Origin of the sequence: Streptomyces sp. CB01635, assembly GCF_002803065.1 — a bacterium.
Taxonomy (GTDB): Bacteria; Actinomycetota; Actinomycetes; order Streptomycetales; family Streptomycetaceae; genus Streptomyces.
Genome location: NZ_NNBL01000037.1, coordinates 35,884 through 60,395 on the forward strand (window position 1 = coordinate 35,884; position 24,512 = coordinate 60,395).

The 24,512-nt window shown below is 71.5% G+C and carries 18 protein-coding genes and 1 pseudogene; 12 read left to right on the forward strand and 7 right to left on the reverse strand.

The genetic code is table 11. The features are described 5' to 3' along the window. Positions 1–26: 26 nt before the first annotated feature. Positions 27–1,106 (forward strand): NADH:flavin oxidoreductase/NADH oxidase, encoded by a 1,080-nt coding sequence (locus tag CG723_RS41965; RefSeq protein ID WP_100598818.1) that lies wholly within the window; start codon positions 27–29, stop codon positions 1,104–1,106. 59 nt (positions 1,107–1,165) lie between these two features. Here the strand turns inward: CG723_RS41965 and CG723_RS41970 are convergent, their stop codons facing one another. From CG723_RS41970 to CG723_RS41980, 3 genes are all read right to left on the reverse strand, one after another. Then, positions 1,166–1,420, reverse strand: a complete 255-nt coding sequence (locus tag CG723_RS41970; RefSeq protein ID WP_100598819.1) for a type B 50S ribosomal protein L31 — start codon at positions 1,418–1,420, stop codon at positions 1,166–1,168. Between the two features lie 127 nt (positions 1,421–1,547). Further along, positions 1,548–3,095, reverse strand: coding sequence for a M81 family metallopeptidase (locus CG723_RS41975; RefSeq protein WP_100598820.1), 1,548 nt, complete (start codon positions 3,093–3,095; stop codon positions 1,548–1,550). Continuing rightward, positions 3,092–4,273, reverse strand: coding sequence for an ROK family transcriptional regulator (locus CG723_RS41980; RefSeq protein ID WP_100598821.1), 1,182 nt, complete (start codon positions 4,271–4,273; stop codon positions 3,092–3,094). Before CG723_RS41980 ends, CG723_RS41975 begins: the two co-directional genes overlap by 4 nt. A gap of 263 nt (positions 4,274–4,536) precedes the next feature. Here CG723_RS41980 and CG723_RS41985 point away from each other — a divergent pair, with 263 nt between their 5' ends. The 8 genes from CG723_RS41985 to CG723_RS42020 all read left to right on the forward strand — a co-directional run bounded on the left by CG723_RS41985 (position 4,537) and on the right by CG723_RS42020 (position 14,361). Continuing rightward, entirely contained in the window at positions 4,537–6,414 is a 1,878-nt protein-coding gene (locus tag CG723_RS41985) for a peptide ABC transporter substrate-binding protein (RefSeq protein ID WP_100598822.1), read from the forward strand. After that, positions 6,411–7,361: an ABC transporter permease gene (locus CG723_RS41990; protein ID WP_100598823.1), complete on the forward strand. Its 951-nt coding sequence runs from the start codon at positions 6,411–6,413 to the stop codon at positions 7,359–7,361. Before CG723_RS41985 ends, CG723_RS41990 begins: the two co-directional genes overlap by 4 nt. Then, the gene (locus CG723_RS41995; protein ID WP_100598824.1) at positions 7,358–8,263 is read left to right on the forward strand and encodes an ABC transporter permease; all 906 of its coding nucleotides are present in this window, start codon (positions 7,358–7,360) and stop codon (positions 8,261–8,263) included. Before CG723_RS41990 ends, CG723_RS41995 begins: the two co-directional genes overlap by 4 nt. Positions 8,264–8,290: 27 nt before the next feature. Continuing rightward, positions 8,291–10,342, forward strand: coding sequence for an ABC transporter ATP-binding protein (locus CG723_RS42000; RefSeq protein ID WP_100598825.1), 2,052 nt, complete (start codon positions 8,291–8,293; stop codon positions 10,340–10,342). Positions 10,343–10,434: 92 nt separating this feature from the next. Beyond that, positions 10,435–11,523 (forward strand): WD40/YVTN/BNR-like repeat-containing protein, encoded by a 1,089-nt coding sequence (locus CG723_RS42005; protein ID WP_100598826.1) that lies wholly within the window; start codon positions 10,435–10,437, stop codon positions 11,521–11,523. A gap of 34 nt (positions 11,524–11,557) precedes the next feature. Then, on the forward strand, positions 11,558–12,235 hold the full coding sequence (locus CG723_RS42010; protein WP_100598827.1) for a uracil-DNA glycosylase: 678 nt from the start codon (positions 11,558–11,560) through the stop codon (positions 12,233–12,235). Then, complete coding sequence (locus CG723_RS42015; RefSeq protein ID WP_100598828.1) at positions 12,232–13,278, forward strand: N-acetylglucosamine kinase; 1,047 nt, start codon at positions 12,232–12,234, stop codon at positions 13,276–13,278. Before CG723_RS42010 ends, CG723_RS42015 begins: the two co-directional genes overlap by 4 nt. A 132-nt stretch (positions 13,279–13,410) precedes the next feature. Beyond that, positions 13,411–14,361: a sirohydrochlorin chelatase gene (locus tag CG723_RS42020; RefSeq protein ID WP_100598829.1), complete on the forward strand. Its 951-nt coding sequence runs from the start codon at positions 13,411–13,413 to the stop codon at positions 14,359–14,361. 85 nt (positions 14,362–14,446) lie between these two features. On the opposite strand, the gene CG723_RS42025 is transcribed toward CG723_RS42020, so the two are convergent. The 4 genes and pseudogenes from CG723_RS42025 to CG723_RS48390 form a co-directional block, all read right to left on the reverse strand. Continuing rightward, entirely contained in the window at positions 14,447–15,487 is a 1,041-nt protein-coding gene (locus CG723_RS42025; protein WP_442802641.1) for a lactonase family protein, read from the reverse strand. A gap of 195 nt (positions 15,488–15,682) precedes the next feature. Beyond that, the gene (locus CG723_RS42030; protein WP_442802642.1) at positions 15,683–16,951 is read right to left on the reverse strand and encodes a nitric oxide synthase oxygenase; all 1,269 of its coding nucleotides are present in this window, start codon (positions 16,949–16,951) and stop codon (positions 15,683–15,685) included. A 462-nt stretch (positions 16,952–17,413) separates the two neighbouring features. Further along, positions 17,414–18,925: an FUSC family protein gene (locus tag CG723_RS42035; RefSeq protein WP_100598847.1), complete on the reverse strand. Its 1,512-nt coding sequence runs from the start codon at positions 18,923–18,925 to the stop codon at positions 17,414–17,416. A gap of 239 nt (positions 18,926–19,164) precedes the next feature. Continuing rightward, positions 19,165–19,374, reverse strand: a pseudogene (locus CG723_RS48390) (hypothetical protein); the annotation flags it as partial. Positions 19,375–19,696: 322 nt separating this feature from the next. Here CG723_RS48390 and CG723_RS42045 point away from each other — a divergent pair. From CG723_RS42045 to CG723_RS42055, 3 genes are read left to right on the forward strand one after another with little or no spacing between them, the layout of a single operon-like run. Then, complete coding sequence (locus tag CG723_RS42045; RefSeq protein ID WP_100598832.1) at positions 19,697–21,166, forward strand: aldehyde dehydrogenase family protein; 1,470 nt, start codon at positions 19,697–19,699, stop codon at positions 21,164–21,166. A 42-nt stretch (positions 21,167–21,208) separates the two neighbouring features. Continuing rightward, on the forward strand, positions 21,209–22,792 hold the full coding sequence (locus CG723_RS42050) for an APC family permease (protein ID WP_100598833.1): 1,584 nt from the start codon (positions 21,209–21,211) through the stop codon (positions 22,790–22,792). 20 nt (positions 22,793–22,812) lie between these two features. Then, complete coding sequence (locus CG723_RS42055; RefSeq protein ID WP_100598834.1) at positions 22,813–24,357, forward strand: GMC family oxidoreductase; 1,545 nt, start codon at positions 22,813–22,815, stop codon at positions 24,355–24,357. The last annotated feature ends 155 nt before the right edge of the window (positions 24,358–24,512 follow it).

Below are 24,512 nucleotides of genomic sequence, written 5' to 3' on the forward strand. Positions count from 1 at the left end.
CCGTCGTGAACGTATAGGAGTCTGCCGTGAGCGCGCTGTTCGAGCCCTACACCCTTCGGTCGCTGACCATCCCCAACCGGGTCTGGATGCCGCCGATGTGCCAGTACAGCGCCGCTCCCGAGGGCCCGCTGACCGGCGCCCCGAACGACTGGCACTTCGCGCACTACGCGGCCCGCGCCGCCGGCGGCACCGGGCTCATCATCGTCGAGGCCACCGCGGTCAGCCCCGAGGGCCGCATCAGCCCGTACGACCTCGGTATCTGGAACGACACACAGGTCGAGGCGCTCCGCCGGATCACCGACTTCCTCAAGGCGCACGGCACCGTCCCGGGCATCCAGCTCGGGCACGCCGGCCGCAAGGCGTCGACCGACCGGCCCTGGAAGGGCGGCGCCCCGGTCGGCGCCGACGCGCACGGCTGGGACTCGGTCGCGCCGAGCCCCCTCGCCTTCGACGACCGGCACCCCGCCCCGGCCGAGCTCACCGTGGAGCGGATCCGCGAGATCGTCGGCCAGTTCGCCGACGGCGCCCGCCGCGCCCTGGACGCGGGCTTCGACGTCGCCGAGATCCACGGCGCGCACGGCTATCTGATCGGCCAGTTCCTCTCGCCGCACTCCAACGTCCGCACGGACGAGTACGGCGGCTCCTTCGACAACCGGGTGCGTTTCGCCCTCGAGGTCGTCGACGCGGTCCGCGACGTGTGGCCGCAGGACAAGCCGCTCTTCTTCCGTATCTCCGCCACCGACTGGCTGGAGGAGAACGGCTGGACGCCCGACGAGACCGTGCGCCTGGCCACCCTCCTCAAGGAGCACGGCGTCGATCTGCTCGACGTCTCGACCGGCGGCAACGCGTCCGGCGTCCGCATCCCGGTCGGACCCGGCTACCAGGTCCCCTTCGCCGCGCGCGTGAAGGCCGAGACGGAGCTGGCCGTGGCCGCCGTCGGCCTCATCACCGACGTGGAGCAGGCCGAGAAGATCCTCGCCAACGGCGAGGCCGACGCCGTCCTGCTCGGCCGTGAACTGCTGCGCAGCCCGTCGTGGGCGCGCTCGGCGGCGCGCGAGCTGGGCGGGGACGTGCACGTGCCGGACCAGTACCACCGCTCGGTCTGAGCCCCAGCGGTGCGGTCCGATCCCCCGGCGGTACGGCGGTCAGTCAGGCGCCCGGGCGGTCAGCCCTTGTCCTGCTCGCCGTACCGCTTCTCGAACTTGGCGACCTGCCCCTCGGCGTCGACCACCCGCGCCTTGCCCGTGTAGAAGGGGTGTGACTCGGAGGAAATCTCCACGTCGACGACGGGGTAGGTCTCGCCGTCGTCCCACTCGATCGTCTCGTCGCTGGAGGCCGTCGAGCGGGTCAGAAAGGCATAGCCCGCCGACCGGTCGCGGAACACCACGGGGCCGTAGCCGGGCTGTTTGTCCTGCTGCATCGTGTCTCCTTCAGCGCGCGGTTTCAGCGCACCGGCTCGTCGACAGCCGGTACGGGCCTCTCCAGCCTCACCCGGAAGCGGCCGCTCCGCGACTCCGTCCGCCACCCGTCCGCAAGAGCGCGCCCGCCTACAGGAGCACGGCCGTGAGGTCGGGGCCCGGCCCGTCCGCGTACGCGTCGTCATCGAACGGGTACAGCGGCCGCTCGACCCGGTGGTGCCCCAGGCGCAGGAGGTCCTGGTCGACGCCGCCCGGGGTGAGGGCGAGCAGCCAGTCGGCGGCCATGTCGTGGAGTTCGGGCTCCAGATAGCCGATCTTCACGACGACCAGGTCGTACGTGCGCGGATCGACACCGAGGCCGCCCTCGGCGGGGCCCATGAAGTCTGCGAGCGTGTGGAACGGCTTGCGGCGCTCCACGAGGACGACGGTGAGTCCGCCGACGCGCACCGCCGCCATGTCGACGCCGCGGTCGTAGGCGCCGCCCTCGGACCGGTCCTTCTGATCGGTGGCGCGCTGCAACGCCGTGACACTGCCGGTGAGTTCGTACGGTCCGCCGTGGCCGGCGTCGACCTTGCCACCGACGCTCAGCGTCACCTCGGAGCCCACTCCCGCCTCGAAGCAGCGGGCCACGGCGACCGGGTCGGTGATGCCCGGGTGCACGGCCGTGACCTCGCCCGTGCGGATGGCGTCGTTGGCGAGGAGCTTGCCCAGCATGTACGCGAGGTCGCCGGCGCCGCCCGCGGTCGGGTTGTCGCCGGAGTCGCTGATGAGGAAGGGGCGCTTGTCGGAGGCCACCGCCTTCTCGATGCACTCCTCGGCGCTGCCGGTCGGGCCGACGAAGACGAAGTCCCTGCGGGCGTCCCAGTAGCGCCGGGCGAGCTTCTCCGCCTCCGCGGCGGCGAGTTCGGCGTCGTCGCCGGTGACGACGATGGCGGCCTTGCAGCGCGGCTCGTCCGCCCAGGCGTAGCCGACCCACATCGCCGCGTCGAGGATGCCTGGAAGCTTCTCCATCTCGGCGAGCGAGGCGTACAGGGACCTGGCGGGTTCGAGGCGGGTGCTGGTCTTCTCGCCGGGCAGCAGGACGGGCACCTGGACCCAGGCGCGGTGCGGGCGCGTGCCGTCGCGCAGGCAGCGTACGAGATTGCGGGCGGCGCGCTCGCGGGTGTCCCACGCGTCCTCGTGCGGGGCGAGGCGGTGGGCCGTGAGCAGGTCGCAGGGGTCGGCGAAGCGGCGCGACACATTGCCGTGCAGATCCATCGCGGCGGACAGCAGGGGGCGTGTGCCGTGCGCGTCGAGCGCGGCGCGGACCGCGTCCGTGAGGTCGCCCTCGGCGTCGGTGAGGCCGATGACGCTCATGGCGCCGTGGATGTCGTAGACCATGCCGTCGAGGGGGCCCGCCTCGCGTACGCGGGTGACGAGTTCGTCCTTGAGGACCAGGTACGACTCCGCCTCGACCGGGCCGCCGGGCAGCGAGGTCGCGTGCAGCAGCGGCACCCACTCGACCACGTCGGCGAGGTCGGAGTCGGGCCTGGTCCAGGTGTAGCGGTCGAGGAGTTCCTGGCCTCGGGTCTGCCGGAAGTCGTCCGTGGTGGAGCGGTGCGGGCAGAACGTGGAGGACTCGATGCCGATGCCGCCGATGCCGATGCGCAGGCGGCGTGCGGGGGCCGTGCTGGTCATGCTGAGGCGCTCTCTTCCTGGGGGACGGGTGCGGTGGGGAGGTTGTGGCGCAGGGCGGTGAGGCCCGCGCCGAGCAGTCCTGCGTCGCGGCCCGTGACCGTCGTGGTGATCTCCAGGTCCGACGTCGCGAGCGGCAGGCAGCGCTCGTACAGGACTCCGCGCACGGCGGCGACCAGGGGCTCGGCGGCGGCGAGCGCGCCGCCGAGGGCCACGGCCTGCGGGTTGAAGAAGTTCACGACGACGGACAGGACCGTGCCGATGTGCCGGCCCGCGGTGCGGACCAGCGTGGTGGCCTGCGGGTCGCCGTCGGCGACGAGCTGGAGGAGCTCGGTGGTGGAGGCCACCTCGACGCCCTGCCCGGCGAGTTCACGGATGAGCGCGGCGCCGCTGGCGACCGTCTCCAGGCAGCCGATGTTGCCGCAGCTGCACGGGCGGTCCTGCGCGGCCTCCACGCGTACGTGGCTGATGTCGCCGGCGCAGCCGTTGGCTCCGTCGTGCGGGCGGCCCGCCGAGATGATGCCGCTGCCGATGCCGCGGCCCGCCTTCACCACCACCATGTGGTCGAGGTCGGGGCGGGCGGCGCGGTGCTCGCCGACGGCCATCATCGTGGCGTCGTTCTCCACGGTGACGGGCAGGCCGAGGCGTTCGGCGAGGACGTCGCGCAGCGGGTAGCGGTGCCAGCCGGGCATGCGGGACGGGCTCAGGACGCGGCCCTCGCCCGGCTTGACCGGGCCGGGGAAGCCGACGCCGAGCGCGCGCACGGTGCGGCCCGCCTCACGCTGGCGCGCGGCGAGTTCGGCGACCTGGCCGCAGAGCCAGTCGACGGCCGACTCCGGCCCCACGGTGATGTCGTGCGGAAGGTCGACGGCGTCGAGGACGGTCCCGTCGAGGCCGACCACGCCGAGCCGCGCGTGATGGCTGCCGAGGTCGGCGGCGAGCGCGACGCCGCCCTGGGCCCGCACGCGCAGCAGGCGGGGGCGCCTCCCGCCGCGGGAGGCGCCCTCGCCGGACTCGGTGAGCACGCCCGCCGCTACGAGTTCCTGCACGCGCAGCGAGACGGTGGAGGGGGCGAGGCCCAGCTCCCGTACGAGATCGGCCCGGGAGGTGGCGGTGCCGGAGGAGACCAGGTGCAGGATGTGCTGCGCCGACCCCGGTTCGCCTTGCGATGTGTCGGACATACGCCCTCTTCGTTGCTTGGTTGCTTGCTTCAGCGCGCTGGTTCGTTCGGCGGGCTCGTTTGCCTGGTTCGTTCGATGGGTTCCTTCGATTGCAACTCGAACTCTAGGCGAAACCGAACCAAGTTCGCCATACCTCCAGGACGAAGAACTATTTGCCGAATGAAGCTATTGACTTGGTTTTGCCCACCGGCCTAGCGTTCGGGCGCCGCCCCGTCGCACTCCGGTACGGGGCCGTCCCCCCGTCCCCTTGGAGGCCCTCCGGCATGCGCTCATTCAGGTCAACGGCCGCCGCCGTCCTCGTCCTCGCGGCGGCGCTCACCGGCTGCACGCACGAGGGCGGCAGCATCGCCATGGGGCCGACCGGCGGCACCCCCGTGGAGGGCGGCACGGCCACGATGGCCCTGCCTCCCGCGGCCACGCCGAACTGGATCTTCCCGATCGGCGCGCCCGGCTACGGGGCCTCGTACAACTACGCCATCCAGACCCTGCTGTTCATGCCGGTCTACGACGCCGTGCAGCTCAAGGGCGGGCTGACCACGCACGGCCCGAGCACGCTCGGCCTCGAACCGAAGTACAGCGACGGCAACAAGACGGTGACCGTGCCGCTGCGCGAGGGCGTGAAGTGGTCCGACGGGAAGCCCGTCACCTCCCGCGACCTCGAGTTCTGGTTCAACCTCGTCAAGGCCGACAAGGCGGACTGGGGCAGCTATTCGGTCGGCACGATGCCGGACAACGTGAAGCGGTTCGAGGTCGTCGACGACCACACGGTGCGACTGCACCTCGACCGGGCGTACAACCCTGACTGGTTCACGGCCAACCAGCTCACGCTGATGCGGGCCTTGCCCCAGCACGCCTGGGACGCCACGACCGACGGCGGCAGGGTCGGCGACCACGACCGCACCACCAAGGGCGCCAAAGCCGTCTTCGCCCGGCTCACGCGGCACGCCAAGAGCCTCGGCTCGTACGGCAGCGACCCGCTCTGGACGACGGTCAACGGCCCCTGGAAGCTGGCAGGTTGGCGGGACAGCGGCCAGGTGACCATCGTCCCGAACGAGAAGTTCACCGGCCCCGACTCCGAGCGGCCGCACCTGGACAAGGTCGTCTTCAAGCCCTTCACCACCGCCGACTCGGAGTACAACGTGCTGCGCTCCGGCGGCGTCGACTACGGATACATACCGCCGTCCGTCATGGCGCAGAAGGCGAAGTTCGAGGACAAGGGGTACCGCGTCGATCCGTGGGAGGGCTGGGCGGCGACGTACATCGTCTACAACTTCAACTCCACCCACGCCGGGCCCCTGATGAGCCAGCTGTACATCCGGCAGGCGATGCAGCACCTCGTCGACCAGAAGGCGATGAGCGACGTCATCTGGCAAGGCAGCGCCACACCGACGCTCGGCCCGGTGCCGGTGACACCGAAGAGCCAGTATTTGTCCCCCGCCATGGCGAAGAACCGGTACCCGTTCTCCGTACGCACGGCGCGTGAGCTGCTCTCCGCGCACGGCTGGAAGACGCGCGACGGCATCGCACGCTGCGCACGCCCCGGCACCGGCGACGACGAGTGCGGCGCCGGCGTCAAGGAGAACGCTCCGCTGGAGATGACCCTGCTCTCGCAGTCGGGCTCCACCGAGACGACGAACATGATGCAGGAGCTGAAGTCGTCGCTCAGCCGGGCGGGCATCGACCTGACCGTACGTCAGCAGCCCCTGAACTCCGTGCTCGGCAACTCCGTGCCGTGCACCGCCAAGGCACCGGGCTGCGACTGGGACATGTCGTTCTTCGGTACGGCCGGCAGCTGGTACTACCCGCTCAACCCGAGCGGCGAGCAGCTCTTCTCCACGGGCGCCTCGGCCAACTTCGGCAACTACAGCGACAGGAAGGCCGACCGGATCATCCGGGCCGTGCAGTACTCGCCGGACATGAAGGCCGTGCACGAGTACGGCGAGTACCTCGCCGGGCAGCTGCCGGTGATGTGGATGCCGAACCCCGCGTACCAGGTGTCGGTGATCCGCAACGACCTGCGGGGCATCGAGCAGAACCCGACCGTCACGTTCGCGCCGCAGCACTGGTACTTCGTCAAGAACGACAAGCAGCACACGAACGACACGAACAACCAGCACGCCAAGAAGGGAGCCGCGAAGTGACCGGCTTTCTGGTCAAGCGCTTCCTGCAGGCCCTCGTCGTCCTGTTCCTGGTCTCGGTGATCGTCTTCACCCTCCTGCACCTGCTGCCGGGCGGCCCGGCCCGCGCCATCCTCGGCCCGAAGGGCACCCCGCAGCAGATCGAGTACTTCAACCACCAGCAGGGCTACGACCGTTCGCTGCCGATGCAGTACGTGATGTATCTGAAGCGGCTGTTCACCGGCGACCTCGGCGACTCGTACAAGCTCAACTCGCCGGTCTTCGACCTGCTCAAGCAGCGCCTGCCGAAGACGCTGCTCCTGACGGTCCTGTCCACGGCCCTCGCCGTCGTCATCGCCGTCCCGCTGGGCCTGCTCCAGGCCGTGCGGCGCGGCAAGGCCTCGGACTACGCGCTCACCGGGCTCGCCTTCCTGCTGTACGCGACGCCCGTCTTCTTCCTCGGCCTCATCATGATCATCCTGTTCGCGCAGGTCATGCCGATCTTTCCGGCGGAGGCACCGCAGGGTGAGACGATCGGTCAACTCCTCGGCGATTTCACAGGGTTGATCCTGCCGGTCGTGACGATGGCCTTCGGCATCGTGGCGATGTTCAGCCGCTACATGCGCTCCGCCGTGCTCGACAACCTCACCGAGGAATACGTCCGCACAGCCATGGCGAAGGGCCAGTCCAGCCGGCGGATCATGATCAGGCACGTCCTGCGCAACGCCCTGATCCCGCTCGCGACCCTGCTCGGGCTCTACCTCCCGACCTTGTTCAGCGGCGCTCTCGTCGTCGAGTCGATGTTCAACTACCCGGGCATGGGGCTGCTGTTCTGGAACGCGGCCCAGGGCTCCGACTTCCCGGTCCTCCTCGGCGTGACCCTCGTCGTCGGCATCGCCACGGTCCTCGGCTCGCTGCTCACCGACATCCTGTACGCCGTCCTCGACCCCCGGATCCGGAGCGTGGCATGAGTACGTCCGCCGTCCTTCCCGTCCAGCCGGGCCAGGAGGAAGCCGCGCAGGCCACCCCCTCCCTCGCCCGCCGCACCCTGCGCGTCTTCACCGGCAACAAGCTGGCCCTGACGGGCGTCGTGGTCCTGGTCCTGCTGCTGGCCTTCTGCTACCTGGGCCCACTCGTCCATCCGACCGAGCAGATCCACACGGATCTCGCGCAGGCGAACCTGTCCCCCGGCACCGCCGGACACCTTCTCGGCACCACCGACCTCGGGTACGACCTGCTCGGCCGGCTCATGGTCGCCGGGCGGACCTCGCTCGAAATCGGCCTGGCGGCAGGCCTGTTGGCGACACTGTTCGGCACCGTGTACGGGGCGGTCGCCGGGTACTTCGGCGGCTGGGTCGACGCCGCGATGATGCGGGTCACCGACGCGGCGCTCGCCATCCCCGCGATGTTCCTGCTCGTCGTGGTCGCCGCGATCATCACACCCAGCAAGGGCGTCCTCATCCTGATCATCGCCGGGGTCGCCTGGCTCTCCCCCGCCCGCCTGGTGCGCGGCGAGGCGCTGTCGCTGCGCAACCGGGAGTACGTCCAGGCCATGCGGATGATGGGCGGCGGCGGCATGCGGGCCGTGTTCAGGCACATCGTGCCGAACACGATCGGCACGGTCATCGTGAACTGCACGTTCCAGATCGCCGACGCCATCCTCTACGTCAGTTATCTCGCGTTCCTCGGGCTCAGCATCCCGCCGCCGTCGGCCGACTGGGGCTCGATGCTGTCCGCCGGCATCACCTATACGCAGAACGGCTACTGGTGGCTGATCTTCCCGCCGGGCATCGCGATCGTGCTGGTCGTCGCCGCGTTCAACTTCATCGGTGACGGGCTGCGTGACGCGTTCGAAGTACGGCTGCGGAAGTAAGGGACCGAGGCATTGAGGAAGACAGACATGACCGAGCCCCTGCTCAGGATCGACGACCTGCGCGTCGACATCGCCACCCGCGACCGCACCGTCCACGCCCTCGACGGTATCTCCCTCGACCTGGCCGCCGGTGAGGCGCTCGGCGTCGTCGGCGAGTCCGGCTGCGGCAAGACGATGACGGCGCTCAGCGTCCTCGGACTGCTGCCGCCCGGCGGTCGGATCACCGCCGGGCGCGTCCTGTTCGACGGAGCGGACCTGGCCGCCGCGCCCGCCCCCGTCCTCCAGGACGTACGCGGCAACACCGTCGGCATGGTCTTCCAGGACCCGCTGACCTCGCTCAACCCGACCATGACGATCGGCCGGCAGGTCGCCGAGCCGCTCCTCCTGCACCGCGGCGTCTCCCGCAAGGAGGCCTGGGCGCGGGCCGAGGAGACCCTCCGGCTCGTCGGCATGCCGCAGCCCGCCGAGCGCATGAAGGCGTATCCGCACCAGCTGTCGGGCGGCATGCGCCAGCGCGTCGCCATCGCGATGGCGCTGGTCTGCGAGCCGAAGCTGCTCATCGCCGACGAGCCGACGACCGCGCTCGACGTGACGACCCAGCACCAGATCCTGGAGCTGATCGACGACCTGCGCGAGCGGCTCGGCATGGCCATGATCCTTGTCACGCACGACCTCGGCGTCATCGCGAACCGCGTGGACCGCGTCGCCGTCATGTACGCCGGCAAAGTGGCCGAACAGGGCGACGTGCGCGACCTGTTCGCCCGCCCGCGCCACCGCTACACGGAGGCCCTGTTCGCGGCGCTTCCGGAGCGGGCGGGCGACGGCGGTACCGAACTGCACACGATCCCCGGGCTGCCGCCGAACCTGACGGTGCGGCCGGAGGGCTGCCGGTTCGCGCCGCGCTGCCTGTTCGCCACGGACGAGTGCCGCGCCCAGGAGCCGCCGCTCGCCGACGACGAACTACGGGGAGCGGAGCACCGGTTCGCCTGCTTCCATCCCGTGCCCGACGTGTCCGGGGACGGCGAGACGGCCGGCGTCATCGCCCCCGCCGCCATCCCCGCACAGTCGGCCCCCGGCGCGACGCTTCTCGAACTCGACGGTCTCGTCAAGGAGTTCCCGCTCAAGGGCGGCCCGTTCTCGCGCAGCCGTGGCACGGTCAGTGCGGTGGGCGGGGTGTCGCTGACCATCCGCAAGGGCGAGACGTTCGGCATGGTCGGCGAGTCCGGGTGCGGCAAGACGACGCTCGGCCGGATCGTCGCGGGCCTGGAGGACCCGACGGCCGGTTCGGTGCGCTTCGGCGGCAAGGACCTCGCGGGCCTCACGCGGGCGGGGCGCCGGGCGCACCGCCGCCGGATCCAGCTCATGTTCCAGGACTCGACCGCGGCCATGGACCCGCGGATGCGGGTCGGCGAGATCCTGCGCGAACCCCTCGTCATCCAGGGCGTCGGCAGTCGCGCCGAGCAGGAGGCGCAGATCGACGGGCTCCTCGACGCCGTGGGGCTGCCGCGGGGCGCCGTCCACCGCTATCCGCACGAGTTCTCCGGAGGTCAGCGCCAACGCCTGGGGCTGGCACGGGCGTTGACGCTGTCGCCCGATCTGGTGGTCGCCGACGAGCCGGTGTCCGCGCTCGACGTGTCCGTGCAGGCGCAGATCCTCAACCTGATGCGGGAGCTCCAGCGCGAGCGCGGCCTGACGTATCTGTTCATCTCGCACGACCTCGCGGTGGTGCGCTATCTCGCCGACACCGTGGGCGTGATGTACCTCGGCAAGCTCGTCGAGACCGGTCCCGCGGAGGAGGTGTACGCGCGGCCGCTGCATCCGTACACGCGGGGTCTGCTCGACACCGTCAACGTGCCCGATCCGTCGGCCGCCGCCGGTTCCGGGGCTCCTCTTACAGGTGAGACGCCGTCCGCTGCGAAGCCTCCGTCGGGGTGCCGGTTCCGCACCCGCTGCCCGCTCGCGCGGGACGTCTGCGCCGAGGTCGAGCCGCCGGTCGCGGCGCCGCGCGGAGCCGGCCACCAGGTGGCCTGTCACTTCCCGCTGCCGGTGCCGGAGGAAGCGGCCGCCCAGCCGGTGTGACCTGCGGCGACGCCAGCTCTGGGGGTGACTGTCAGTGGTCGGGTGCAGACTGGGCCGTACCTGAGACAACGGCGTCCTCGGAGGTGTCCGGCATGACCGAAGTGCTGCTGACGGTTGGCACGCGCAAGGGGCTTTTCATCGGCCGCAGGCGGGGCGGCGGCGCGTGGGAGTTCGACGAAGGCCCGTACTTCAACTCGCAGGCCGTGTACTCGGTGGCGATCGACACGCGGGGCGACGTCCCACGGCTCCTTGCGGGCGGGGACAGTGCGCACTTCGGCCCGTCGGTCTTCCACTCCGACGACCTGGGCCGTACGTGGACCGAGCCGTCGCACCCCGCCGTCAAGTTCCCGAAGGACACGGGGGCCTCGCTGGAGCGCGTGTGGCAACTGCATCCGGCCGCCGCCGAGCGGGACGTGGTGTACGCGGGCACCGAGCCGGCAGCGCTCTACCGCTCCGAGGACCGGGGCGAGACGTTCGATCTCGTGCGTCCGCTGTGGGAGCACCCGACGCGGTCGAAGTGGGTGCCCGGCGGCGGCGGTGAGGGCCTGCACACGGTGATCACCGATCCCCGTGACGCGAGCGCGGTGACGGTCGCGGTGTCCACGGCCGGGGTGTTCCGCACGCGGGACGGCGGACAGAGCTGGCAGCCCGCCAACTCCGGGGTCTCCGCGGTCTTCCTGCCGGATCCGAACCCCGAGTTCGGCCAGTGCGTCCACAAGGTCACGCAGGACGCGGCCGACCCGGACCGCCTCTACCTCCAGAACCACTGGGGGGTCTACCGCAGCGACGACGGCGGCTCCCGGTGGAACGACATCGGAGCGGGCCTCCCCTCGACGTTCGGCTTCGCCGCCGCCGCGCATCCGCACCGCGGGGACACGGCGTACGTGTTCCCGATCAACGCCGACTCGGACCGCGTGCCCGCCGAGAGGCACTGCCGCGTCTTCCGTACCGAGGACGCGGGCAGGTCCTGGGAGCCGCTGACGGCGGGGCTCCCGCAGGGCGATCACTACGGGACGGTGCTGCGCGACGCGATGTGCACGGACGACTCCGACCCGGCGGGCGTGTACTTCGGCAATCGCAACGGCGAGGTGTACGCGTCGGCCGACGACGGGGACAGCTGGCGGCAGTTGGCCTCCCATCTGCCGGACGTGCTGTGTGTGCGAGCGGCCGTGGTCGGTTGATCGGCCCGTCCGTCACGGCAGTAGGGTGACGCCCGTGGCACCACGACCCTTGCACGAAATCGTAGAAGCCGGCTGGGCCAAGGCCCTCGAACCCGTCGCGGGACAGATCACCGCCATGGGCGAGTTCCTGCGCGCAGAGATCGCCGCGGGACGCACCTACCTCCCGGCCGGGGCGAACGTGCTGCGCGCGTTCCAGCAGCCGTTCGACGAGGTGCGGGTCCTGATCGTCGGCCAGGACCCCTATCCGACGCCGGGACATGCCGTCGGGCTCTCGTTCTCGGTCGCGCCCGAGGTGCGGCCGCTGCCCGGCAGCCTCATCAACATCTATCGCGAGCTGAACACGGACCTGGGCCTGCCCCAGCCGTCGAACGGCGACCTGACGCCCTGGACGCAGCAGGGCGTGCTCCTGTTGAACAGGGCGCTCACCACGGCCCCGCGCCGGCCCGCCGCACACCGCGGCAAGGGCTGGGAAGAGGTGACGGAGCAGGCGATCAGGGCGCTGGCCGCGCGCGGCCGCCCGCTCGTGTCCGTCCTGTGGGGCCGCGACGCCCGCAATCTGCGCCCGCTCCTCGGCGACCTGCCGTCCGTGGAGTCCGCGCATCCCTCCCCCATGTCGGCGGACCGCGGCTTCTTCGGCTCGCGACCGTTCAGCCGGGCCAACGACCTGCTGGCGCGGCAGGGCGGACAGCCGGTGGACTGGCGGCTGCCGTGACGCGGGGGCCCGCCGCTACCGGGCCGGGCGGCGGAGGGAACCCTCCCGCGGGCCCCGGGTGGGTCCTCGGCGTCGACTCCGGTGGCTCCGGTCTGCGCGTGGCGCTCGCCGCCGCCGGGGACCTCACACGTCCCGAGACGACGGTGTCCCGCGAGCCCGTGCGGACCGGTGCGGCAGGCATCGACGCCGGGCATCTGCTCGCACAGATCCTTCCGATGGCACGGGAGCTCCTCGCCCGGGTCGGCGACCGCGGCCCGGGCGTCCCGCGGCTGAGCGCGGTCGCCGTCGGCGCGGCCGGCATGGCCACGCTCGGCGACGGACTGCGGGCCGAGCTCCCGGACGCGCTCGCGGCCGAACTGGGCGTACGGCGGCTCGCGTTGGCCGCGGACGGTGTCACCGCGTACGCGGGCGCGCTCGGCCAGCGGCCCGGCGCGGTCGTCGCCGCGGGCACCGGCATGATCGCGCTCGGCACGGACCTCGGCACCTGGCGCAGGGCCGACGGCTGGGGGCATCTCCTCGGCGACTGCGGGGGCGGCGCGTGGATCGGCCGTGCGGGCCTGGACGCGGCGATGCGGGCGTACGACGGACGACGCGGGGGCTCCGCCGCGCTTCTCGCCCTGGCGGAGGAGCGGTTCGGCCCGGTGGCCGGGCTGCCCGCACGCATCTATCCGCGTACGGACCGTCCCGCCGTCCTTGCCTCCTTCGCGCCGGACGTGGCCCGCGCCGCACTCGACGACTCCGTCGCCGCCGGAATCCTGCGTGCGGCGGCGGGCCATGTCGCCGAGGCGGCGGCCGCGGTGTGCCCTGCGGGCGACGGCAGTGAAGTGGCGCTCACGGGCGGCCTGTTCAAGATGGGCGAGCCGCTACTCGCCCCGCTCCGTGCCGAGCTCGCGGAGCAACTCCCGTACGCCGAAGCCGTGTCGGCGACCGGCGACCCCCTGCACGGTGCGCTGGTGATCGCCGCCGCGCTCGCGCTCGACGGCCTGCTCCTGCCGCGCGACGGCCGCCTCCTCCACGTCCCCGGGGAGGAGGCCGGCCACTGAGGGCGGCCCGTGCGCCCTCTCTGACCTGGACAGTTGAGCCATTCGTCACCGAAAGGATAAATCCGGACGGATACCGCTCAGCTGCCCCCTCCCCGAGCAAGGGCGACCCGCGAGCCAGTAGCATGCGGCGGCATGAGCTCCCCCACTGGGCCTGCATCCGGCCTGCCTGTACGAATGCCGCGACCCCGTCAGCCCGGTCGGCACCGCCGCCCGGAACCCGTGGCCGCCCCCGAGGGCGCACCCGCACTCGTCCTCGCGGTGCCTGGCACGCCCAGCAGCACCTCGCGCAGCCTCGCCGAAGAGGTCGTGAGCATCGCCCGCTCCGAGCTGCCGGGCCTCGACGCCCGCATCGGATACCTCGACGGTGACGACTCGGAGGCCGCCGAGGCCTCGGCCTTCGCCGAGTTCCCCTCCCTGCGGGCCGTGCTGTCGCGCGCCGCGAAGGAGCGCACCGCCCGTTTCGAGCAGGCCCGTGCCGCGGGCGCCGACGTCGCGGAGCCCGACGGACCGGTCGCCGTGGTCGTGCCCCTGCTCGCGGGCCCGGACAGCGCGCTCACGCGCCGTATCCGGCAGGCCGTGATCGACAGCCGTACGGCCGCCGAGCTGACGGATGTCCTCGGCCCGCACCCGCTGCTCGCGGAGGGCCTGCACGTGCGTCTGTCGGAGGCGGGCCTGGCCCGTGCCGACCGCGCCCGGCTGTTCACGGTGGCGACCGCCGCCGACGGCATCATCCTCGCCTCGGTCGGCGGCGACGAGGCCGTCCAGGCGGCCGGGATCACCGGCATGCTCCTGGCCGCGCGCCTCGCGGTGCCGGTCATGGCGGCCGCGCTCGACGAGGAGGGCGCCATCGCGGCGACCGCCGAGCAGCTGCGCGGCTCCGGCTCGCAGCAGCTGGCGCTCGCGCCGTACCTGATCGGTCCGGAGATAGACGCCAGCCTCCTCCAGGCGGCGGCGAACGAGGCGGGCTGCGCGTCCGCCGAGTCGCTGGGCGCCTACCCGGCGATCGGCAAGCTGGCCCTGTCGAAGTACGCGACGGCGTTGGGCATCGCCCCGCAGCAGCCGCAGGGCGCGCCGGTCCGCTAGCGGACCAGGCACGTACACAGGCACCGGAGACGGGCCCGAACCCCCATGGGGCCGGGCCCGTCTCCGTATCCGCTCGGGAACGGTCTCAGCCGAAGATCACGCAGGACGCGGCGGGCGCCTCGATGGAGCCGCCGCGGCGCGGGAGGCCGGTCTCGCGGTCCACGGAGAACCAGGTCACGTCGCCGGACCGCTCGTTCGCCGCGTACAGGAAGCGGCCCGAGGGGTGCAGGGCCAGGTCGCGCGGCCAGTCGCCGCCGCAGGACACGGTGGCGCGCAGCGTGGGGCGGTCGCCGGTGGCGTCGAGGGCGAGGACGGAGATGACGTTCGCGCCGCGCGTGGCGGTCCACAGGAAGCGCCCGTCGGGCGCCACGACGACCTCGGACGGGAAGGCGTCGCCGTGTGGCGCGTCCGGCAGCACGGAGATCTCGCCGAGCGGCTGCAGGGCGCCCTCGGCGGCGTCCCACTGGCAGACGGTGACGGTCGGCGTGAGCTCGTTCAGGATGTACGCGCGGTCGCCGCGCGGGTGGAACGCGAGGTGCCGAGGCCCTGAGCCGGGCCGCAGCGCGACCTCGCGGTGGACGTCCAGGCTTCCGCCCTTCATCGAGCAGACGCGTACGGAGTCGGTGCCGAGGTCCACACTGACGGCCCAGCGGCCGCTGGGGTCCGGCGCCACCTGGTGGGCGTGCGGGCCCTGCTGCCGCTTGGGGTGGGTGCCCGAACCCTCGTGGCGCAGCACGTCGGCGGAGTCGCCGTCGAGGGTGCCGTCGGCGCGCAGCCGTACCGAAGTGACGCTTCCCGAGCCGTAGTTGGCAGTGAGTACATGGCCGTCGTACAGGGCGAGATGGGTGGGGCCCGAACCGCGAACGGGGACGCCGCGCCCGGCGAGTTCCGGCTTGCCGTCCCCCGTACGGAACGCCGCCACGGCCCCCTCGGCGGTCTCGCTCACCGCGTAGAGGAAGTCGCGCGCGGGCGAGAGCGCGAGGTACGAGGGGTCGGGGAGCGTGTCGACGGCGCTGAGCACGGTGAGTGAGCCGCTGTCCATGTGGACGGACGCGGTGACGATCCCGGAGCCTCCCGCGGCGGTGAAGGATCCGATGTACGCCCGTCCGCCCTGCCTGTCGCCCACGCTAATCCCCTTGCGCCGGATGCACGGTGAGCCCGGTGCTCCCCGTCCGTGCGGCCGACGGTAGCAGCGGGTCCAGGGCCTTTCGTTTGGATCAGGCCGGATCAGGGAGCGGGGTCATGGGGTTCCGCCTCATCGAGCGCAGCCGAGAGCTTGGGGAGTCGGCCACCGACGACAACGCCGCAGATGGGCGTGGCCCTAGACCAGGAACTCGCCGGACGCTCTGGCGAGCGCCTCGGGATGCTGCACGTACGCCGGCGTGCGCTCCGTGGTGTCGTACGTGCGGTGGAAGACGGGGGTCGCCGAGCCGGAGATCGGCGGCACGATCCAGGACCAGTCGGCGCCCACGGTGCGGCCCTTGCGCTCTTCGCGGTCGAGGTGGGTGAGGAAGCGCCGGGACTCGGTGTGATGGTCCGTGACGGTGACGCCGGCGCGGTCGAAGGAGAACAGGACGGCGCGGTTCAGCTCGACGAGGGCGCGGTCCTTCCACAGGGACCGGTCGCTGGTGGTGTCGAGGCCGAGGCGTTCCGCGATGCGCGGCAGGAGGTCGTAGCGGTCGGTGTCGGCGAGGTTGCGGGCGCCTATCTCGGTACCCATGTACCAGCCGTTGAAGGGGGCGGCCTGGTAGCAGATCCCGCCGATCTCCAGGCACATCGTGGACAGGGCGGGCACGGCGTGCCAGCGCAGGCGCAGCCCGGCCCACCAGTCGTGGTCCTCGTGCTCGATGGGCACTTCGAGGACCGCGTCGGGCGGCAGGTCGAAGCAGCGCGGCTTGTCGTCGGTGCCCTGGACGATCAGGGGCAGTACGTCGAAGGGGGTGCCGTCGCCGCCGCGCCAGCCGAGGCGCCGGGCGAGCGCGGTGAGGCCTTCATTGCGCGGGTCGCCGACGACGCGGCCGTCACGCTGGACGTACCCCGCGTACCGGATGAGCTGTTCGTTCCAGATGCGCGGCCCGGGCCGGTCGGGCGCGTCGGGTGCGAAGACGGTGATCAGAGGACGGATGCGGCCGCCTTGCGATGCCTCGCGCAGATGGTCGGTGCAGGCGGCTGCGATGTCCTCGGCGGCGGTGAGGTGGCGGCGGTCGCGGACGTGCAGGGAGTTCCAGTAGAGGCGGCCGATGCAGCGGTTGGCGTTCCGCCAGGCGACACGGGCCCCGAAGGTGAGCTCGCGCTCGGTGTGGCGATACGTTCCTGTGTCCGCGATCTCGGCGTATGCCTCCGCGAGGCGGGCGGCCGGGTCACCGAGCCGCTCCTCGTCGTGGTGGGCCCGGATGAAGCCGGAGGCGGCGGGCCAGAGCTCTGGGGTGCGGGGGGGCCGGGTTACGGGGATCGGGGCCGCGGGAGTCGAAGCTGCGGGGGTGGCCGATGCCGGCGGGGGTGGGGGCGTGTCGGCGGGCGGCGGCGCCCTTCGGGCAGCGATCGTGCCGCTCCTGGAAGCCTCCGCCCCAGGTGACGGCTCCGTCTCCACTCGCGACTCCGTTCCGCGCCGCGCCGACATCCCTCGCCTCGCGATCCCGGGCCTCGGCTCCGTCCCAGACCGCGCGTCCGTCTCTCGCCTCGGCTCGGTCCAGCCATCCGGCGGGCCCGTCGGTTCGCTGCGGTGTATCGGGCATGGCGCACTCCCAGGGGGTCCCCGGCCGCGGGCCCTCCCGCGGGGCCGCGCACTCCGTGCGTCCACATGATGCCGCTGTGTCACCCATCCGGGGGCCGATCCGTCGTCTACGTGACAGGCGAATCCGCCCCGGAACGTGCCGGACCGTCCACCTCACCGGGCGTTGCCGCAGGTGGGACGAGTGGATCAGGGCCTCGGCCGTACGTGCGATCGGGCTCCGAGGAGAGGGGGGCGCACAGGGCAGCACAGGGGCGCGAATTGCGCGACGCGCGCCCCTCGGGAGGGCCCCGCCTCTCGGGAGACCCGCGCCGCGAGGGCTCAGGCGCTGACCGGCACGCGGTTGGATCCGCGCAGGGGAACGGCGAGTTCGAGCAGTGCCTGCTCCAGGGCGTGGAGATGCGCCAGCACGGGTTCGCCCTCGACGAGCTGCGGCAGCGTCGCGGATTCGGTCCGGCGACGCGCTCCGCCCGCCGGCGTGTCCGTGAGCGCCTCGACGGCTGCCTCCACGCGCCAGCAGGCCGCGGCGAGCCGCGCGTCGTGCGAGGCCTCCGGGTCGGCGACGACGGAGGCGAGCCCGCGCACCTCGCGCGCACAGTCGTCGAGCAGCGCGAGTACGTGCCGGGCCCGGCCCATCCGCGCCCGCATCGGGCTGAACGGATGCACCAGCGGCGCGAGCGAGAGCCGCACCCTGCCGAGGATCGACTCCAGCTCGGCCACACGCCGGGCCGGGTCGGCCGTCGGCGAACCGGCCAGCCGGGCGGCGGCCTCGGCGGTGCAGGCGTGCACGCAGCGCAAGGCGCGTTCGACCCACGCGTCGGTGACGGAGTGCGTGGTCACCGGCAGCACGAGCAGTACCGCGAGCACGGCGCCGAGCGCCCCGACGGCGGTCTCGCCGACCCGCAGGGCCAGCAGCGCCGGGTCGAGCACACCGAGCAGCCCGTACAGCATGCTCGCCATGACGGTGACGGCGAGCATCATCCACGTGTACGAGACAGCGGCGGTGTAGAAGATCCCGAACACGCTGAGGGCGACGATCACGGCGGCCGCGACGGGCTGATCGTGCAGCGGCACGGCCACGGCGAAACCGAGGACGATGCCCAGCACCGTGCCCAGAAACCGCCGGAACCCGCGCACCACGGTCTCCCCGCGGGACGTGGTGTTCACGAACACCCACCACGTGGCGCCCACGGCCCAGTACCACCGCTGGTCGGACAGCACCTGACCGGCGGCGAGCGCGAAGCCGGCGCCCACGGTCGCCTGCACGGCCTGCCGCGTCGTGATGCGCGCGAGCCGGCTCCCGCAGGTGGGCGCCGCCACCGCCGCGGGCGCCGGCAGCCGGCGCTCGTAGCACCACAGCCCGAACCGCACGACGGACGCGGCGGCGAGCGAGAGGAGTACGGCGGCGTACAGCTCGGGGAGCTGCTCCGGCACGGTGTGCAGGAACTGCGCGGCGAAGAAGGTCATGAACGCGAACACGCCGAGGGAGTGCCCGCGCGGCCCCCACCTCCGCGCGTACACCCCGGCGCCCACGACCGCGAGGAACGCCAGGTCACGGGCGACGGGCACGTCGTGCAGCGTGGCCGCGAGCCCGAGCACCGGGAGTCCGACGGCCGGGAGCAGCGCGGTCGTCACGGCCTGTCCGCGCACCGTCGCGTCGGTCACCGTGAACAGGGCGAGCAGCGCGGCCAGACCACCGGTGATGGCCGCGACGAGCGAGTGTCCGGCGAGCCCGCACAGGGCCACCGCAAGGCTGATACCGAGGACGCCACGGGCCGCGAAGCGCAGCCGCAGCCGCCCCGGATCCGGAGCCACGAACACCCTCTTCAGCACAGCCACCCACCTTTTCCGCGTCACCGCGAAACTCCGCATGAAAAAGGCGCCGCGGAGATCCCGCAGCGCCATCGACGGGAACATCACAGCATCTCAAGGGCCTATGGAACAACAGCGGGCGAAGGCCTTGGGCCAATGGCCCAGTCAAAGGCTCCGTGCGTCAGCCGGGAGGGGACCAACGGACCACGCCGAGGGAGACGGCGCACTGCCGGCCTTCGAACCGTCAGGCGAACACGGCCGACGACCCGTCCGCCGTGCGTGAAGCCGGTGGCGACCGCCTCGGCGGGGCGGGCCCCATGGACGTACGGCGCTCCCATCCGCGTCACGAGGAACACCTCGCAGTCATCGCCAGGCCGAACACCACGCCGATCATGAAGATCGGCGTCATCGACCCGCCCGGGGCACGGCTGGTCGACGCCGACGACGTGCGCGAGCCGGCCCCACTGGAACCTGTCGGCTTCCCTGACGTGGCACGCGCACCGTCGGGTGGTCGCGCCTGCCACCACCCGACGGAGCCTCTCTTGCCGTGTCCACCTTTCCGAGCGGCTCTCGTCCCGCGATCTCGCCTTCCGACGTCGCCGCACTCCGGCATCGGCGGGTGCCGGCAACGTGATGACCCTTCGCCTCACCGCTGGCCCCCGCGGTGCTGCGCAGACGACGCCGCGTACTTACTGTCGGTTGACGGAGCACCACACCGCGTGCTCGGGAGCAGGGTCGGAGGACCGATCGTGCTCGGGAGCTGGATCGAACGTCCGACCCGGAGGAGTCTGCATGCCTGAGCTGTTCATCGGTGGCAGGTGGATCGCTGCCGTCGACGGGCGGGTGCGCGAGATCCGCTGCCCGGCCGATGGCACGCTGGTCGCCACGGTCGACGAGGCGGGTCCGCAGGACGCGGCGGCGGCGGTCGCCGCGGCCCGTGAAGCCTTCGACCGCGGACCGTGGCCCGCCACACCGGCCGCCGAGCGCGGCGCTCTGCTGCTTCGCGTGGCCGCCCTCATCGAGCGTGACAAGGACGCACTCGCCCGCGCCGAATCCCTGGACACCGGGAAACGGCTCGTGGAGAGCGAGTACGACATGGACGACATCGCCAACTGCTTCCGCTACTTCGGCAATCTGGTGGCCTCCGGCGGCACCGATCGGATCGTCGACACCGGCAACCCCGGCGTGGACAGCCGAGTGGTGCACGTGCCGGTCGGCGTGTGCGCGCTGATCACTCCCTGGAACTATCCGCTGCTGCAGACCGCCTGGAAGGTCGCCCCCGCGCTCGGCGCGGGCAACACCTTCGTCCTCAAGCCCAGCGAGCTCACCCCCCACACCGCGATCATCCTGATGCGGCTGCTGGCCGAGACCGGACTGCCCGACGGGGTCGCCAATCTCGTCCTGGGCACCGGTCCGGACGCCGGAGCACCGCTCACCGAGGACCCTCGGGTCGACATGGTGTCGTTCACCGGTGGTCTCGTCACGGGACGGCGCATCATGGCCGCGGCCGCGGCCACCGTGAAGAAGGTGGCTCTGGAGCTCGGCGGCAAGAACCCCAACATCGTGTTCGGCGACGCCGACTACGAGACGGCTGTCGACTACGCCCTGATGGCCGTGTTCCTGCACTCCGGTCAGGTCTGTTCGGCCGGGGCGCGGCTGCTGGTCCAGGACGAGCTGCACGACAGGTTCGTCGAGGACCTGGTGGCACGGGCCCGGGCGATCCCGATGGGCGGCCCGTTCGACGAGGATGCCCGCACTGGTCCGCTGATCTCCGCCACCCACCGCGACAAGGTCGAGGCATATGTGGCCGCGGGTGTTGCGGAGGGTGCGGTGCTGCGCTGCGGTGGCGTCCGGCCCGAGGACCCGGCGCTGCGGGACGGTTACTACTATCCGCCGACCGTCCTCACCGAGTGCACCCCGGCCATGTCGGTGGTGCGCGACGAATCCTTCGGCCCGGTCCTGACCGTCGAGCGGTTCCGCGACGAGGCCGAGGCGGTCGCCCTCGCGAATGACACCGTCTACGGCCTGACCGGAGCGGTCTGGACGCAGAACGCCGAGCGAGCCGAGCGGGTCGCGTCCCTGCTGAACGCCGGAACCGTATGGATCAACGACTTCCACCCGTACGTACCGCAGGCCGAGTGGGGCGGCATGAAGCAGTCCGGCGTCGGCCGGGAGCTGGGCCCGACCGGCCTCGCGGAGTACCGGGAAGCCAAGCACATCTGGCGTAACACCGCGCCACGGCCGCAGCGGTGGTTCGAGTGAGCCCTGGGCACGCCACCACCCGCGCGGGAGAGGAGAACGGCGATGCCGGACATTCCGCCTGATGGACCTGGTCACGCCGCGAGTGATCACGACGCGAGTGATCACGACGAGGACGCCGCGCTCACGGAGCTGGGCTACAAGCCCGAACTCAAGCGCACCCTCGGCAATTTCCACACCTTCGCCGCCGGAATCAGTTACATCTCCATCCTGACAGGCACCTTCCAGCTGTTCTACTTCGGCGTCAGCTTCGGCGGGCCGGCCTACTGGTGGTCGTGGCCGATGGTCTTCATCGGACAGCTGATGGTGGCGCTGAGCTTCTGTGAACTCGCGGCGCGGTTCCCCGTCGCGGGGTCGGTCTACAACTGGGCCAAGCACACGGGCGGTCCGCACATCGGCTGGCTGGCGGGCTGGATGATGACGATCGCGACCATGGTGTCGCTGGCAGCCGTGGCCCTCGCGTACCAGCTGACGCTGCCTCAGATCTCAAGCTTCTTCCAGGTGATCGGCGACGGGACGGGACAGTACGACGCGGCCACCAACGCCGTGCTCCTGGGCACGATCCTCATCCTCTTCACCACCCTGATCAACGCCTTCGGCGTCAAACTGATGGCCACCATCAACTCCGCCGGGGTGTTCATCGAGTTGATCGCCGCGGTCGTGCTGGTGGGCCTGCTGGCGGCGCACATCACCCGCGGTCCGAGCGCGATCGTCGACACCGACGGCTACGGACAGGGCCAGCCGCTCGGCTACCTCGGCGCGTTCCTGACCGCGTCGCTCGCCTCGGCGTACGTGATGTACGGCTTCGACACCGCCTCCTCGCTCGGCGAGGAGTCCAAAGATCCGGCCCGCAACGCTCCGCGCGCCATCCTGCGCGCACTCATCGCCTCCTTCGTCCTGGGCGGCCTGATCCTGCTCTTCGCGCTGCTCGCCACCCCTGATCTGCGGGCCAAAGAGCTGTCGGTGGACGGTCTGCAGTACGTGGTGAAGGCCACGCTCGGCGAGACGGTCGGCCTGGCCGTGCTGTGGTGCGTCGTCATCGCCATCACCGTGTGCGCCTTGTCCGTACAGACAGCCGGCCTGCGCATGGCGTTCGCGATGGCCCGCGACAACAACCTGCCGGCCGGCTCCAAACTGGCCAGGATCAGCCCTCGGTTCAAGACACCGGTGGTCGCCACGTGCCTGATCGGGATCGTGGCGATCGCCATCCTCGTCGTCAACATCAAACAACCGCAGATCTTCTCGGTTGTCACCAGCATCGCCATCATCATGATCTACATCGCGTATCTGCTGGTCACGGGGCCCATGCTGGTACAGCGGCTGCGCGGCGAGTGGTCGCCTGCGCCCGGCTACTTCTCACTGGGCCGCCTCGGTCTGCCGGTCAACATCCTTGCGGTGCTCTGGGGCGCCGCGATGTCGGTCAACCTGCTGTGGCCGCGCGCCGCGGTCTACAACGCCACCGGACCCCAGCACTGGTACCTGCGATGGGGCGGCGTCCTGTTCGTCAGCGTCGTCGCGGCCGCGGGCTTCGCCTACTACTGGTTCGTGCAGCGCAAGAAGACCGGCGTGATCGCCGAACACGCCGTCGGAGAACCGCCGGAGCCCGCACCGGCCCACGGCCGAGCCTGAGCCGAGAAGGAGCAGCAGAGGTGGATGAGTTCGATTACGTGGTGGTCGGCGGTGGTACGGCCGGGGCGGTCGTGGCCGCGCGGCTGAGCGAGGACCCGGCCGTCACTGTCTGCGTGCTGGAAGCCGGTCCCTCCGACGTCGGCGACGACAGCATCCTGCGGCTCGAGCGGTGGATGGCCCTGCTGGAGTCCGGTTACGACTGGGACTACCCGGTGGAGCCGCAGGAGAACGGCAACAGCTTCATGCGGCACGCCCGCGGCAAGGTCCTCGGCGGCTGCTCGTCACACAACTCCTGCATCGCGTTCTGGGCGCCGGCCGAGGATCTCGACGAGTGGGGGGCGCTGGGCTGTACGGGATGGAGTGCCGCGGACTGCTACCCGCTCTACCAGCGCCTGGAGACCAACGACGCGCCCGGGGACCACCATGGCCGCTCCGGCCCCGTCACCATCCGCACGATCCCGCCCAACGACCCGTGCGGCACAGCCCTGTTGGCCGCCTGCGCCGACGCGGGCATTCCCACCACACCGTTCAACACCGGCTCCACGGTGGTGCGCGGCGCGCACTGGTTCCAGATCAACGCCCGCGAGGACGGCACCCGTTCGTCCGCGTCCGTGTCGTATCTCCATCCGATTCTCGACAGCCGGCCGAATCTGGCGATCCGTACCGGGCTCCAGGCCAAGTCGCTGCGCTTCGACGACAGCAATCGCTGCACCGGTGTCGATTACTTGGAGCCCGACACCATTCACAGCGGCTCGGTCGCGGCGCGGCGTGAAGTCATCGTGAGCTGCGGGGCCATCGACTCGCCGAAGCTGCTGATGCTGTCGGGCATCGGACCGGCCGGGGATCTGCGCGATTGCGGCGTCGACGTGCGCGTGGACTCCCCCGGGGTCGGCTCGCACCTCCAGGACCATCCGGAGGGTGTGATCATGTGGGAGGCGAAGCAGCCCATGGTCACGAGGTCCACCCAGTGGTGGGAGATCGGAATCTTCGCCGGAACCGAACCAGGCCTGGACCGGCCCGACTTGATGTTCCACTACGGCTCGGTGCCCTTCGACATGAACACGTACCGGCGCGGCTACCCGACGACGGACAACGCTTTCTGTCTCACGCCGAACGTCACCCGGGCCCGGTCCATGGGCACGGTGCGGCTGCGCACCCGCGACTTCCGTGACAAGCCCAGGGTCGACCCGCGGTACTTCACGGATGAGCACGACATCCGGGTGATGATCCACGGGCTTCGGCTCGCACGGGAGATCACGGCGCAGGCGCCGATGGCCGCTTGGGCGGGTGCCGAACTCGCCCCGGGCCCGGCCGCTCAGTCCGACGACGAGCTGTTCTCGTACATCAAGGAGACCCACAACACGGTGTATCACCCGGCGGGAACGGTCCGGATGGGCTCGGCGTCCGACGCGGACTCTCCGCTCGACCCGCAGCTGCGGGTCAAGGGGGTCAGCGGGCTGCGGGTGGCCGACGCGTCGGTCATGCCGTTCCTGCCGGCAGTCAATCCGTGCATCACGACGATGATGATCGGCGAGAAGTGCGCCGACATGATCAAGGCGGGTTGATCCGGGGAGGGTGTTGACGGTGCGGCCCGCCCGCGCGGCCATCGCGCACAAAGGGCGCCTGCCTCGGCGGTGTCCGCATCCGGTCGACACCCGGCCACCGAACTCGATCACCTATAGCAGGCTCATCGCATACATCACGCGGAATACAAGATCAC